This window comes from Brevundimonas sp. UBA5866 (assembly GCF_002432125.1).
Taxonomy (GTDB): Bacteria; Pseudomonadota; Alphaproteobacteria; order Caulobacterales; family Caulobacteraceae; genus Brevundimonas.
Window position 1 is genome coordinate 25,215 of the sequence record NZ_DJFS01000094.1, and the last position, 13,104, is coordinate 38,318.

Here is a 13,104-nt window from a genome sequence, read left to right on the forward strand (position 1 = left end):
CCTTAAATCACCATCACTGTGCCAAGCAGCACACGGGCACCCTGACGACCCAGTACCCGATCCGTCGCCCGTTGCAGGGCGCGGGTCAGGGCTTCCAGATCAGGTACCGTATCAGGCAGCATACGGTTGGCTTCTACGCGCACGGCCTCGTTGAAAGCCGCATTCAGCCGCGGGCGCGACAGGCGGGCTCTTTCCATCAGCGCGCCGTCAGCGATGACCAGCGTGCTTTCAACAGACATGATCGCGCGCCCGCCACGGCTTCGGATAACCGTTGCGGTCGCCAGCGCCATAGGCAACTCGCCGCCCTCGGGCGCCTTTTCGGCCTTCGGTCCGGCATGGGCGGTCGAGCCTAGAGGCGGCAGGAGAAGCCCGGCAATGATGAAGGCACGTCTATGCATGCAAACAAGCTGAACCATTCGCTTTAAGGTCCGGTTACGACTGGTCGGGAAACCCGCAGCACGTTAGCCTGCCTGTATGACGCGTGATCCAAATGTTTACCGCCCCAACGTTGGGGTGGTCCTGTTCAATACCGAGGGTAAGGTCTGGCTTGGTCGCCGAGCCAATACTCCCGGCCCCTACAACTGGCAGTTCCCCCAAGGCGGAGTCGATGACGGCGAGGATCTGGAAGCCGCTGCGCGCCGCGAATTGAAAGAAGAGACGGGCGTCACCAGTGCCGAACTGCTGGGCCGTACGGACAGCTGGGTCTTTTATGATTTTCCCGATCACTTGCAGGGCCCCAAGGCCTGGCGCGGCTTCAAGGGCCAGCGCCAGATGTGGTTCGCCTTCCGCATGACCGGACCGGACAGCGAGATCGACCTGTTCGCCGACGATGAGGTCGAGTTCGAGGAATGGCGCTGGGCGGACCTGCACGAAGCGCTGGACCTGATCGTGCCGTTCAAGCGCGAGGCCTATGAGGGCGTGGTCGCGGCCTTCCGGCACCTCGCCCGCTGATCCGTGCATGGTTCAAAGAAAAAGGCCCCCGTCAGCGATGACGGGGGCCTTTTCTATTTCAGTCCGGATCGTGCCTTAGGCGACAATTTCCGAAGCCTCTTCGGCGAGGATCGTCAGACCCTCGGCGTTGACGTCGGCGAAACCGCCTTTGACGTCGAAGCGACGGCGGGCGTTGCCTTCGTAGATCGTGATCACGCCTTCGCGCAGCGTGGTCATGAACGGGGCGTGGCCCGGCAGGACGCCGAAGTCGCCTTCGACACCCGGTGCATCGACCTGATCGACTTGGCCCGCGAAGATTTCGCGTTCCGGGGCGACGAGGGAGAAGTTCAGCTTTCCGGCCATATCAGGCTTCCATAGTGGGGTTCACAGCCGCGTCAAACATGTTCGTTGCGGCCTCGAACTTATCGCGGCAACCCGGATTACAAAATCCGACGACCTTGCCGCGATACAGGGTCAGAGAGTCAGCAGAGACAGGCTTTCCGGACCAAGGGCAGATGTCGTTGACACAATCCTCGATCCGCAAAGCCCGCTCCAGCATCGCTATTAGGCCTCGGCAGCCATCTTCTCGGCCTTGGCGACCACTTCCTCGATCGGGCCGACCATGTAGAAGGCGGCTTCCGGCAGGTGGTCGTATTCGCCGTCGCAGATAGCCTTGAACGAACGGATGGTGTCCTTCAGCTCGACGAAGGCACCCGGGGTGTTCGTGAACTGCTCGGCCACGTGGAACGGCTGCGACAGGAAGCGCTGGATCTTACGGGCGCGAGCCACGACCAGCTTGTCGTCTTCCGACAGTTCGTCCATGCCCAGGATGGCGATGATGTCCTTCAGCGCCTTGTACTGTTGCAGGATTTCCTGAACGCGACGGGCGACGGTGTAGTGTTCTTCACCGATGACCAGCGGGTCCATGATACGCGAGGTCGAGTCCAGCGGGTCCACGGCCGGGAAGATAGCCTGAGCCGCGATGTCGCGGTTCAGAACGGTCGTGGCGTCCAAGTGGGCGAAGGTACCGGCCGGAGCCGGGTCGGTCAGGTCGTCGGCCGGCACGTAGATGGCCTGAACCGAGGTGATCGAGCCCTTCTTGGTCGAGGTGATGCGCTCTTGCAGGTTACCCATTTCGGTCGCCAGCGTCGGCTGATAGCCCACGGCCGACGGGATACGGCCCAGCAGAGCCGACACTTCCGAACCGGCTTGGGTGAAGCGGTAGATGTTGTCGACGAACAGCAGCACGTCCTTGCCTTCTTCGTCGCGGAAGTATTCCGCGATCGACAGGCCGGTCAGAGCCACGCGAGCACGGGCGCCCGGCGGTTCGTTCATTTGGCCGTACACGAGGGCGCACTTGGAGCCGACGGTCGAACCGTTGTTTTCCTTCGGGTCGACGTTCACGTTCGACTCGATCATTTCGTGGTACAGGTCGTTACCTTCGCGGGTACGTTCACCCACACCGGCCAGAACCGAATAACCGCCGTAAGCCTTGGCGATGTTGTTGATCAGTTCCTGCATGGTCACGGTCTTGCCCACGCCAGCGCCGCCGAACAGGCCGATCTTACCACCCTTGGTGTACGGGCAGATCAGGTCGATGACCTTGATGCCGGTGACCAGGATTTCAGCCGAGGTCGACTGTTGGTCGAAGGTCGGAGCGTCCTTGTGGATCGGACGGTATTCGGTGGTCTGAATCGGGCCAGCTTCGTCGATCGGCTGACCGACGACGTTCATGATGCGGCCGAGGGTGCCAGGACCGACCGGAGCCATGATCGACTTGCCGGTGTCCACGACGGCTTGACCACGGGTCAGGCCTTCGGTGGTGTCCATGGCGATGGCGCGGACCATGTTCTCGCCGAGGTGCTGGGCAACCTCGAGAACCAGGGTGAACGGCTCGCCGGTCTTCTGGTCGATGTTCTGGGTTTCCAGAGCGTTCAGGATGGCCGGAAGCTGGCCTTCGAACTCGACGTCGACAACGGCGCCGATGACCTGGGCGATCTTGCCCTGGCCAGCAACGGCGGTGGCGGCGGCAGCGGTCTTCTTGGCAGCCGGCTTCTTGGCGGCGGGTTTCTTCGGAGCGGTGGCGTCGGTCATGGGTGTGTCCGGTTCGGAATGGTGTCGTTCGGGATCAGATGGCTTCGGCGCCAGCGATGATCTCGATCAGCTCGGTGGTGATCTGGGCCTGACGTTTACGGTTGTACTGCAGGGTCAGGGCATTGATGAGGTCGCCCGCGTTACGCGTAGCGTTATCCATCGCAGCCATCTGCGAGCCAAAGAAGCCCGCTTGGTTTTCCAGCAGCGCCGCCAGGATCTGGGTCGTCAGGTTACGCGGCAGCAGGGTCTCGAGGATTTCCTCTTCCGACGGCTCGTACTCGTACAGAGCCGTGGCGGCGTCGGCCGCCGGAGCCTGCTCGATCTCGGCCGGGACCAGCTGGGCGCCGGTCGGGACCTGCGAGATCACCGACTTGAACTGGCTGTAGAACAGCTGGACCACATCGGCCTCGCCGTTCTCGAACATTTCGGCGATCAGTTCGGCAATCGGCTGGGCCGAGTGCAGACCGACGGTCTTGTGTTCCGACAGTTCGAAGGTGCGAACCAGCTTCTCGCCGTACAGGCGGGCCAGTTGGTCGCGGGACTTGCGGCCCACGGCGATGATCTTAACGTCTTTGCCTTGTGCGATCAGGCTGTTGATGCGCTCGCGCGCGGCCTTGATCACGTTCGAGGAGAAGCCGCCGGCCAGACCCTTGTCCGCCGTGGCCACCACGATCAGGTAGCGTTGATCCTCGCCGGTTCCGGCGAGAAGGCGCGGAGCATCCGCACCTTGCACGCCGGCGGCCAGGTTAGCGATCACCGAAGCCATACGCTGGGCGTAGGGGCGGGCGTTTTCAGCCTGCTCCTGTGCACGCTTCAGCTTGGCCGCGGCGACCATGTTCAGGGCTTTCGTGATCTTCTGCGTCGACTTAACGCTTCCGATCCGATCGCGCATTTCCTTGAGGCTGGCCATCCGGCGTTACTCTCGCTTCGGTTGGGGCTCGGGTTAGGCGAAGGTCTTGACGAAGGCTTCCAGCACGCCCTTCAGCTCGGCTTCGAGCTCGGCGGTCAGGTCCTTCTTGGTGCGGATGCCTTCCAGCAGCGACGCGTTGTTGGCGTGCACGCGGGCCAGCAGTTCCTTTTCGAAACGGCCAACGTCACCAACAGCGATGCCGTCCAGGTAGCCACGGGTACCGGCGTAAACCGACACAACCTGCTCTTCCATGGTCAGCGGAGCGTACTGCGGCTGCTTCAGCAGCTCGGTCAGGCGAGCGCCGCGGGCCAGCAGCTTCTGGGTCGAGACGTCGAGGTCCGAACCGAACTTCGCGAAGGCGGCCATTTCACGATACTGGGCCAGCTCGCCCTTAATCGGGCCAGCGACCTTCTTCATGGCCTTGGTTTGAGCCGACGAGCCCACGCGCGACACCGAGATACCGACGTTCACAGCCGGACGGATGCCTTGGTAGAACAGGTCCGATTCCAGGAAGATCTGGCCGTCGGTGATCGAGATCACGTTGGTCGGGATGTAGGCCGACACGTCGTTAGCCTGGGTTTCGATGATCGGCAGGGCGGTCAGCGAGCCCGAGCCGTAGTCGCCGTTCAGCTTGGCCGAACGCTCCAGCAGACGCGAGTGCAGGTAGAAGACGTCGCCCGGGTAGGCTTCACGGCCCGGCGGACGACGCAGCAGCAGCGACATCTGACGGTAGGCCACAGCTTGCTTGGACAGGTCGTCATAGACGATCAGGCCGTGCATGCCGTTGTCGCGGAAGAACTCGCCCATGGCGGTACCGGCGAACGGAGCCAGGAACTGCAGCGGAGCCGGTTCCGAAGCGGTAGCGGCCACAACGATGGTGTATTCCAGAGCGCCCGACTCTTCGAGGGTCTTCACGATCTGGGCGACGGTCGAACGCTTTTGGCCGACGGCGACGTAGATGCAGTACAGCTTCTGCGACTCGTCGTCCGACTTGTTCAGCGGCTTCTGGTTCAGGATGGTGTCGACGGCGACGGCGGTCTTGCCGACCTGACGGTCACCGATGATCAGCTCNNCAGCTCACGCTGGCCACGGCCGATCGGGATCAGGGTGTCGATCGACTTCAGGCCGGTCTGCATCGGCTCGTGAACCGACTTACGGGGGATGATGCCCGGAGCCTTCACGTCAACGCGGCGGCGCTCGGTGAACTCGATCGGGCCCTTGCCGTCGATCGGCTCGCCCAGCGGGTTCACGACGCGACCCAGCAGGCCCTTGCCGACCGGCACGTCCACGATTTCGCCCAGACGGCGAACGTCGTCGCCTTCCGAGATCTCGGCGTCGGTGCCGAAGATCACGACGCCGACGTTGTCGCGTTCCAGGTTCAGGGCCATGCCCTTCACGCCAGCCTTGGTGAATTCCACCATTTCACCGGCTTGGACATTGTCCAGGCCGTGAACGCGGGCAATGCCGTCGCCAACCGACAGCACCTGACCGACGTCAGAAACGTCGGCTTCCACGCCGAAATTGGCGATCTGCGACTTAAGAATGGCCGAGATTTCGGCGGCGCGGATATCCATGTTGAGCTCTCTGGCTTTCGTCTTCGGTGCGGACCTTGCGGCCCGACTGATCTCTGTAAGTTCGTGCGGGCGTTAGGCGCGCTTCAGCGCATAGGTCATTTGGTCAAGCTTGATCTTCAGCGAAGCATCGAACAGCTTCGATCCGACCTTAACCTTCAGACCACCCAGGATCGACGGGTCGACGCGGGTGGTCAGCTCGGGGTCACGGCCGAGGGCGGCGCGCAGCTCCGATTGAATCTTTTTAAATTGGGCAGCGGTCAGTTCCACCGCCGAGATGACCTCGGCAGCAACAACGCCAGTCTTCTTGGCATACAGAGCCTCGAAACCAGCGATAATGCCCGGCAGATCAACTGCGCGACCGTTTTTCGCCACCAGACCCAACAGGTTGCGGGTCACAGCGTTGAATTTGGCCTTGTCGGCGATGGCCGCCAGACCTTTGGCCTGATCGTCAGCGCTGATGACCGGCGAAGTTGCCAGACGGCGCAGGTCGGCGCTTTCCAGCCAGGCGGCCTTCAGCGACGCCAAATCAGCGCGCACGGCGTCCAGCACGCCCTTATCTTCTGCGAGGTCGAACAGTGCCTGAGCATACCGTCCGCCGACTTCCGTCGTCCTGAAATCGTCCGCCACTTATGTTTGGTCCGCATATTGAGCGTTGCATCAAAACCGGCCGCAGTTTCCCACGCCGATCAAGGGCTTGATATGCTTGTAGAAAGCACGTCGAGGACGCATCTTTCGATACGCCCTTCGTCAAAGCCGCGCGGCCAATACCATGCAAGGCCGCAACTCGCAACCAATGTAGACGGAACGATAACGCCGCACCCGCGCTCTTTACGCGCAGTCATGGCCCGACCTTGGTCGATGAACGGGGCCGAATGCCATGTACCGCAGGTGCGACGACAAGACATAGGTCACCCCACTTGATGAGTCCTCACGGTCCCGTTACCGAACGTGCCTCACCCAACCTCAGGAATTTCGATGCTCGATAGCATAACCCCCTTGTTGACAGATCCGGCCGCTTGGGCGGCCCTTATGACCCTTGTGGTCATGGAGGTCGTGCTCGGTATCGATAACCTGATCTTTATCTCGATCCTGTCGAACAAACTCCCGCCCGAACACCGCCAGCGCACCCGCCGTATCGGTATCGGCCTCGCCCTAATCATGCGTCTGGGCCTGCTGGCCGCCATCGGCTGGATTCTGGGCCTGACACAGCCGGTCTTCGATCTGGGCTGGGTCGGTGCAGGATTTGAAACCGAATTCACCTGGAAGGACCTCATCCTCATCGCGGGCGGTCTGTTCCTGATCTGGAAGGCGACGAAGGAAATCCACCATGCCGTGGACACCCGCCCCAGCGACGACCTGCTTGAAAAGAACAAGAAGGAAATCGTTATCAGCAACGTGGGCACCGCCATTTTCCAGATCATCCTTCTGGACATGGTGTTCTCGGTTGACTCGATCCTGACGGCTGTAGGCATGACCGAACACGTGCCGATCATGATGGTCGCCGTCATCATCGCCGTTATGACCATGCTGCTGGCCGCTGACCCGCTGGCCAACTTCATCGACAAGAACCCGACCGTGGTCATGCTGGCCCTGGGCTTCCTGCTGATGATCGGTGTGGTGCTGATCGCTGACGGCTTCGGCGCCCACGTGCCCAAGGGCTACATCTACACGGCGATGGCCTTCTCGGCCCTGATCGAGGGCCTGAACATGTGGAAGCGGAACGCCAGCGTGAAAAAGGAGGCCGCCGAGGCAGCCCTGATCGCGCAACAGCAAAAAGAAGAAGCCAAGGGCTAAGCCCTTTCCTTCCCTGAAATGACGAAGGGCTCCGCCGTAAGGTGGAGCCCTTTTTCTATGGCCCTAGAGGAAGCTGTAAGGGTCCACATCAACCGTCAAACGTACCGAGGCCGGAACCTTCACGCGTGACAGCCAGGCGCGCAGAAAGGCCTGGACATTCACGTCGCGGTCGGCCCGCACCAGCATGCGCTTGCGGCGACGCCCGCGTACGAGGGCCAGCGGCGCATCGGCCGGACCATAGACCTCCAACCGTTCGGCATTGGGGATGGCGGCAGCCAGTTCACGCGCGGTTTTTTCCAGCGCGTGGGCGTTCTCGCTCGAAAGGATCAACGCCGTCAGTCGGCCATAGGGCGGCATGGAGCCCAGTTCGCGCTCGCCCATCTCGGCTTCGACAAAGGCATCGCGGTCATTAGCCGCCAGCGCCTCCAGCACCGGATGCTCGGGCGTCCATGTCTGGAGAAGCGCACGGCCCGGCTTGTCGGCCCGCCCTGCCCGCCCCGTGGCCTGAGCCAGAAGCTGATAGGTGCGCTCGGCAGCCCGCAGGTCACCGCCGCGCAGGCCAAGGTCCGCATCCACCACCCCGACCAGCGTCAGACGCGGGAAGTTGTGACCTTTAGCCGCTGCCTGGGTCGCGACAAGGATGTCGATCTCGCCATCGGCCATCGACTGGATCAGGGCGCGAGCCGCCTCGCCGTCCGGCACGGTGTCGGACGAAAAGACCGCCGTGCGGGCCTCGGGGAAAAGCTGGCGCACCTCTTCCTCGACCCGTTCCACACCCGGCCCGACGGAGACGAGGGAATCCTCGGTCCCGCAGGACGGACAGGCCTTGGGCTTGGGCATGGAAAAGCCGGTCAGGTGACAGACCAGCCGCCCCGTATAGCGGTGCTCCACCAGCCAGCTGTCGGTATCGGGGGCCGTCAGACGATGCCCGCAGGCGCGGCACAGCACCACGGGCGCATAGCCACGGCGGTTGAGGAACAGCAGCGACTGTTCCCCCTTCTGCAGATTGGCCCCGATCTCCTCGCGCAGTGTGTGCGAAAGCCATGTCTGCGGATCGGGCGGATTTTGCCGCAGATCGACCAGCGAAATATCCGGCAGCACCGCGACCCCGTGACGGGTTTTGAGCTGTAGCCAGCGATAGCGGCCCTGACGCGCATTCCACAGCGTCTCCAGAGATGGCGTGGCCGAGGCCAGAACCACCGTCGCGCCTTCGATGCGCGCCCGCGCGACGGCCAGATCACGCCCGTGATAGACCAGCCCTTCTTCCTGTTTGTAGGAACCGTCGTGCTCTTCATCGACGATAATCAGGGACAGGTTGGTATAGGGCAGGAACAGCGCCGAACGCGCCCCGACCACGATATTGCATCGTCCGGCCCGCACGGCCTCCCACACCTGGCGGCGGCGCGGCGGCGTGACGCCCGAGTGCCATTCCGCCGGCGCGACACCGAATCGGCGGGTGATTCGCTCGATCAGGGCCTGCGTCAGCGCGATTTCCGGCAACAGGATAAGGATTTGCGCATCCGGCTTGGCCGCCAGCAGTTCGGCCGCCGCCTCCAGATAGGTCTCTGTCTTGCCCGAACCGGTGATGCCGTCGAGCAGGAACGGCGAAAATCCACCGCCGACAGCGGCGCCCGCCATCGCCTTTGCCGAGGCTGACTGATCCGGATTGAGGGTTGCGGGGGCGTGATCGGGGCGCGGCGGATCGAAGGCGGCGATAGCCTCCACCTCGAAGGCCTCCAGCACGCCCTCGTCCACCAGACCTTTGACGACACCCGTCGATACACCCGCCGCGCGGGCCAGATCAGGACCGGTCATGGCGCGATCGCCCAACGCTTCCAGAACCGCAGTGCGCGCGGCTGTGGAGCGCTGCGGCTGTCGCATGCCGACGCGGCGCACACGCTTTTCAGGGCGCGGACGCGGCGCTCTCAGCCCCCTCAGTGCCCGCGAGGCCATTTCACCCGGCGGGTTCAGCGTCCAGCGTGCAGCCCATTCCACAAAGGCCAGTGTCTTTTCCGGCAGGGCCGGATCGGCGGCGACCCGTTCAATGCTTTTCAACTTGCGGTTCGATCCGGTCGTCTCGAACACATCGGAGACGATGCCGCGCAAAAATCGCGGCCCCAGCGGCACATCCACCTGATCACCGCGCGCGACCTGCATGCCCTCGGGCACGGCGTAATCGAATGCCTCCTGCACGGGCAGGGGCACAAGGACGGACGCCACTTTCACGCGAACACCGCCCGCGCTACCTTGGTCGCCATGAAAATCTTTCTCGATACCGCCGACGTCTCCGTCATCAAGGATCTGCTGCCTACGGGCATGATCGATGGCGTCACCACCAATCCTTCTTTGATCGCTAAGTCAGGTCGGAACATTGCTGAGGTCATTGCCGAGATTTGCGCATCCGTCGAGGGGCCGATTTCGGCAGAAGCCGTCGCCACCGATTATGACACCATGGTCAAGGAAGGCGAGAAGCTGGCGTCGATCCACAAGAATGTGGTCGTGAAACTGCCGCTGACGTGGGATGGCCTGCGCGCCACCCGCACCTTCACCGAGCGCGGCATCAAGACCAATGTGACCCTGTGCTTCTCGGCGGCGCAGGCCATGCTGGCCGCCAAGGCCGGTGCCACCTTCATCTCCCCGTTTGTCGGGCGTCTGGACGACCACGGTGCCGACGGCGGCCTGCTGATCGAAGAGATCCGCGCCCTGTACGACATCCAGGGTTTCGAGACCGAAATCCTTGCCGCTTCCTTGCGTAACACCGCCCATGTCGAGGCCGCGGCCATCGCCGGTGCGGACGCCGCCACCCTGCCCCCTGCGGTTTTAAAGGACTTGGTAAAGCACCCATTAACCGAAAAGGGGCTTGATGCCTTCCTTGCGGACTGGGGCAAGACCGGCCAGTCCATCCTGTAACGCTCGACCCATGACGGAGGGGTCCTTCAAATGTCTCAAACTCTGGACACGGCAACAGACCTCTCCGACATGACCGACCCTCTTCACTGGCCCGACGTCCGCACATGGCTTGAGACGAACGGCCAGCACCTGCTCGAAGACCGCGAACTTCTGGAGCAGCTGGGCCTGAAGGCCGAAGGCCGCAATGTTGTGGACTTCGGCCGTGCCGCCCTGTCGAAGATGGAGGCCGCCGCCCAGCGCGAGGCCGGTGCCCGCCGTCTCATCGAAGAAATCTCGCGTACCAATTTCGCCGCCCAGACCCAGACCCATGTCGCCGCACTCGATTTGATGGAGGCCACGGGCCATATCGAACTGGCCCGCCAGTTGGACATGACCACCCAGGCCCGTTTCGGTCTGGCCGGTGCTGCGGTCGCCATTGAAAAGCCCGGCACGGTGCCCTTTGGCTGGAAGTCGCTGGAAACGGGCCGGGTCGATGCCCTTCTGGGCGAGGATGGCCGTAACTGGCTTGGTCCGAACTTTACAGGACTTGATCTGTTCGGTCCTGCCGACGGCGATGTGCGTTCGGTCGCTCTGGTGCGCATGAACATCCGCTTCCCCGACCAGGAAGAGTCCCGTCCGGCCCTTTGCGCCTTTGGCTCCGTAGAGGACGAGGGCTTCACACCGGCAATGGGCTGCGAGCTGATCGCCTTTGTCGCCCGCGTTTTCGAGCGAATGGCCCAGCGATGGCCGCTTCAGGACGTTTGAGCGCCGACGAGGCGCTGAGAGAATGGCTGGACCATCTGGCCCATGAACGCCGCCTGTCGCCGCGCACCCTGGAGGCCTATGGCCATATCGGCCGTCTCTATGTCGGCTTTCTGCAGAACCATCGCGGAGAGGGCTTGACGCTGCACGATCTCGGCACCGTCACGGCTGCCGAAATCCGTGCCCATCTAGCCGAACGACGCAGTGGCGATCATCCCCTGAACGCCCGCTCGCTCAGCCAGACGCTGGCGGCCATCCGCGGTTTTCACCGCTATCTCGACCGCCGTCATGGCGTAGACGCGCCGCAGCTGGCCCTCGTACGGGGACCGCGCGTAAAGCCGTCCTTGCCGCGTCCGGTGACCGAAGATCAGGCCATAGGCCTGCTTCAGGAACCCGACGCCGATCCAGACATGGAACCGTGGGAGGCTGCGCGCGACCGCGCCGTTCTGACCCTGCTGTACGGATGTGGCTTGCGTATATCCGAAGGCCTTTCCCTGCGCGTCAGGGATACACCTTTGGGCGACACTCTGCGCATCGTCGGCAAGGGATCCAAAACGCGCATAGTACCGGTACTGCCGCAGGTGCGCGATGCGGTGGATGACTATGTCCGGCTCTGCCCCTGGCCTCTGGAAGGTGAACAGGCCCTGTTTCGCGCCCGACGCGGGGGCCCCCTGTCCGCACGTCAGGTCCAAGCCACCGTGCAAAGACTTCGCGGGCGGCTGGGCCTGCCCGCAAGCGCCACACCCCACGCCCTGAGACACAGTTTCGCAACCCATCTGCTGGGTGCCGGTGCCGACCTGAGATCCATTCAGGAGCTATTGGGTCACGCCAGCCTGTCCACGACCCAGAAATACACCCAGGTCGATGCTGCGGCCCTGTTGAACGCCTATCAGGCCGCGCATCCGCGCCGCTAGATCGACAGGTCCCAAAGAAGGGCTAGAATGGCCTCGGTAACGACCTGGGGCTTTTCCTGCTGGATCCAGTGCCCCGCACCCGGAACCACCGTGGCCGAACGCAGATCCGTTAGCCACTCGGCCATCTCCGCCTCGTGATGTCCGGCATAGTTCCGCACGGGATCGCGATCTCCGACCATGAAAACCGATGGCACCGTGATCTTGCGGCCCTGCAGCCACCGCGTACGTGCCCAGTTGGCGTCTATCTTGCGATACCAGTGCAGGGGCCGCTCGAAGCCGCCGTTGCGGAACGCCTCCACATAGCGGTCAAACTCTTCAGCCTGCATCCACGGGGGCAATGTGGCCTCGTCGGAAATCAGGTCCGACATCGTCTTGCCCGCAGGTATCCGCCCCGTCGCGCGCTGTCCTTCAGGGGTCGAGCCGTCAAAAGCCCAGAACATCTTTCTCAATGCCGTTTCGGGGTCGGCATCCAGCGGCAGGTGGGAATCCGGTGCGGCGAAAGCCGTCAGATACAGCGGGTCCTCACCATGCTTTTCAGCCAGATAGTTCATGACTGCCGTGGGCGGTCCCTGCCGTCGACGCGGCTGGAAGGGCACCGATAGACCCATTACGGCATGGAACATGTCGGGCCTCAGCAGGGCCGCCTGCCAGGCCACAGCGGCACCCCAGTCATGGCCGACAACGACCGCTTGGCGGTATCCCAGCACTTCGACCAGAGCGACCAGATCGCCGACCAGCGAAAATATGGAGTAATCACCCATACTTGCCGGGCCACCGGTCGCGCCATATCCGCGCATATCCGGGGCCACGACACGATAGCCGGCAGCCGCCACGTCTCTTATCTGATGGTGCCATCCGATTGCGAGATCGGGGAAGCCATGCACCAGCAGGACCAGCGGTCCTTCGCCAGCTTCCAGTATATGGATGTCCAACTCATCAGTGTGGACAAGTCCTGACTTCATATCGCATGGCCTCTCACGTCGGCAAACATCGTTGTCTGACAATAAATACCGGCGGCCCGCAACGACGAAAAAACAGGCTTATCCGAATTTGATGCGCGGCTTTTGTGTTGTTGCCTTTTTGTTTTCGGTCCGGGTTGATTATGTTGGTGCGGTGACTGTCGAGACCCAGCCCCTTTCCACAACGCCTGCACTGGCCATCGGCCTGCCTCCCGCCCTGGCGACCCCGCCGGGTGCCGGTGCCGTGTGCGACGACGAGGGCGCGCGAAAGATCGGTC

At 62.9% G+C, this 13,104-nt stretch carries 12 protein-coding genes and 1 pseudogene; 5 read left to right on the forward strand and 8 right to left on the reverse strand.

Annotated elements, in window-relative coordinates; translation table 11 throughout:
• Nucleotides 1-2 precede the first annotated feature (2 nt).
• A complete protein-coding gene (locus tag B3H86_RS12295) occupies nt 3-398 on the reverse strand; it encodes a Tat pathway signal protein (protein WP_292054332.1) in 396 nt (131 codons plus the stop codon).
• A gap of 76 nt (nt 399-474) precedes the next feature.
• Between B3H86_RS12295 and B3H86_RS12300 the strand changes: the two genes are divergently transcribed.
• Nucleotides 475-951 carry an RNA pyrophosphohydrolase gene (locus B3H86_RS12300; RefSeq protein WP_292054335.1) on the forward strand — a complete coding sequence of 159 codons (477 nt, stop codon included), beginning with the start codon at nt 475-477 and terminating at the stop codon, nt 949-951.
• Nucleotides 952-1,026: 75 nt separating this feature from the next.
• Here B3H86_RS12300 and B3H86_RS12305 read toward each other — a convergent pair whose 3' ends face one another.
• From B3H86_RS12305 to B3H86_RS12325, 5 genes and pseudogenes are all read right to left on the reverse strand, one after another.
• On the reverse strand, nt 1,027-1,293 hold the full coding sequence (locus B3H86_RS12305) for an ATP synthase F1 subunit epsilon (protein WP_292054336.1): 267 nt from the start codon (nt 1,291-1,293) through the stop codon (nt 1,027-1,029).
• Nucleotides 1,294-1,494: 201 nt separating this feature from the next.
• On the reverse strand, nt 1,495-3,024 hold the full coding sequence (atpD, locus tag B3H86_RS12310) for a F0F1 ATP synthase subunit beta (protein WP_292054339.1): 1,530 nt from the start codon (nt 3,022-3,024) through the stop codon (nt 1,495-1,497).
• Between the two features lie 34 nt (nt 3,025-3,058).
• Nucleotides 3,059-3,934 carry a F0F1 ATP synthase subunit gamma gene (locus B3H86_RS12315; RefSeq protein ID WP_292054342.1) on the reverse strand — a complete coding sequence of 292 codons (876 nt, stop codon included), beginning with the start codon at nt 3,932-3,934 and terminating at the stop codon, nt 3,059-3,061.
• Between the two features lie 33 nt (nt 3,935-3,967).
• A pseudogene (gene atpA / locus B3H86_RS12320) lies at nt 3,968-5,508 on the reverse strand (F0F1 ATP synthase subunit alpha).
• 72 nt (nt 5,509-5,580) lie between these two features.
• Entirely contained in the window at nt 5,581-6,135 is a 555-nt protein-coding gene (locus B3H86_RS12325; protein ID WP_292054344.1) for a F0F1 ATP synthase subunit delta, read from the reverse strand.
• A gap of 348 nt (nt 6,136-6,483) precedes the next feature.
• Here B3H86_RS12325 and B3H86_RS12330 point away from each other — a divergent pair, with 348 nt between their 5' ends.
• Nucleotides 6,484-7,302 carry a TerC family protein gene (locus B3H86_RS12330; protein ID WP_292054346.1) on the forward strand — a complete coding sequence of 273 codons (819 nt, stop codon included), beginning with the start codon at nt 6,484-6,486 and terminating at the stop codon, nt 7,300-7,302.
• Nucleotides 7,303-7,365: 63 nt separating this feature from the next.
• Here B3H86_RS12330 and B3H86_RS12335 read toward each other — a convergent pair whose 3' ends face one another.
• The gene (locus B3H86_RS12335; RefSeq protein ID WP_292054348.1) at nt 7,366-9,528 is read right to left on the reverse strand and encodes a primosomal protein N'; all 2,163 of its coding nucleotides are present in this window, start codon (nt 9,526-9,528) and stop codon (nt 7,366-7,368) included.
• Nucleotides 9,529-9,558: 30 nt separating this feature from the next.
• Between B3H86_RS12335 and fsa the strand changes: the two genes are divergently transcribed.
• From fsa to B3H86_RS12350, 3 genes are read left to right on the forward strand one after another with little or no spacing between them, the layout of a single operon-like run.
• Nucleotides 9,559-10,212, forward strand: coding sequence for a fructose-6-phosphate aldolase (gene fsa, locus B3H86_RS12340; protein ID WP_292054350.1), 654 nt, complete (start codon nt 9,559-9,561; stop codon nt 10,210-10,212).
• A gap of 30 nt (nt 10,213-10,242) precedes the next feature.
• Entirely contained in the window at nt 10,243-10,956 is a 714-nt protein-coding gene (locus B3H86_RS12345) for a DUF484 family protein (protein ID WP_292054352.1), read from the forward strand.
• Entirely contained in the window at nt 10,935-11,867 is a 933-nt protein-coding gene (locus B3H86_RS12350) for a tyrosine recombinase XerC (protein ID WP_292054354.1), read from the forward strand. The genes B3H86_RS12345 and B3H86_RS12350 overlap by 22 nt, the downstream gene beginning before the upstream one ends.
• On the opposite strand, the gene B3H86_RS12355 is transcribed toward B3H86_RS12350, so the two are convergent.
• A complete protein-coding gene (locus B3H86_RS12355; protein WP_292054356.1) occupies nt 11,864-12,829 on the reverse strand; it encodes an alpha/beta fold hydrolase in 966 nt (321 codons plus the stop codon). The genes B3H86_RS12350 and B3H86_RS12355 overlap by 4 nt on opposite strands.
• Nucleotides 12,830-13,104: the final 275 nt, after the last annotated feature.

Coding starts and splice junctions, on each gene's coding strand:
- B3H86_RS12295 (WP_292054332.1), bottom strand. CDS start 398: ATGCATAGACGTGCCTTCATCATTGCCGGGCTTCTCCTGCCGCCTCTA.
- B3H86_RS12300 (WP_292054335.1), top strand. CDS start 475: ATGACGCGTGATCCAAATGTTTACCGCCCCAACGTTGGGGTGGTCCTG.
- B3H86_RS12305 (WP_292054336.1), bottom strand. CDS start 1,293: ATGGCCGGAAAGCTGAACTTCTCCCTCGTCGCCCCGGAACGCGAAATC.
- atpD (WP_292054339.1), bottom strand. CDS start 3,024: ATGACCGACGCCACCGCTCCGAAGAAACCCGCCGCCAAGAAGCCGGCT.
- B3H86_RS12315 (WP_292054342.1), bottom strand. CDS start 3,934: ATGGCCAGCCTCAAGGAAATGCGCGATCGGATCGGAAGCGTTAAGTCG.
- B3H86_RS12330 (WP_292054346.1), top strand. CDS start 6,484: ATGCTCGATAGCATAACCCCCTTGTTGACAGATCCGGCCGCTTGGGCG.
- fsa (WP_292054350.1), top strand. CDS start 9,559: ATGAAAATCTTTCTCGATACCGCCGACGTCTCCGTCATCAAGGATCTG.
- B3H86_RS12345 (WP_292054352.1), top strand. CDS start 10,243: ATGTCTCAAACTCTGGACACGGCAACAGACCTCTCCGACATGACCGAC.
- B3H86_RS12350 (WP_292054354.1), top strand. CDS start 10,935: ATGGCCGCTTCAGGACGTTTGAGCGCCGACGAGGCGCTGAGAGAATGG.
- B3H86_RS12355 (WP_292054356.1), bottom strand. CDS start 12,829: ATGAAGTCAGGACTTGTCCACACTGATGAGTTGGACATCCATATACTG.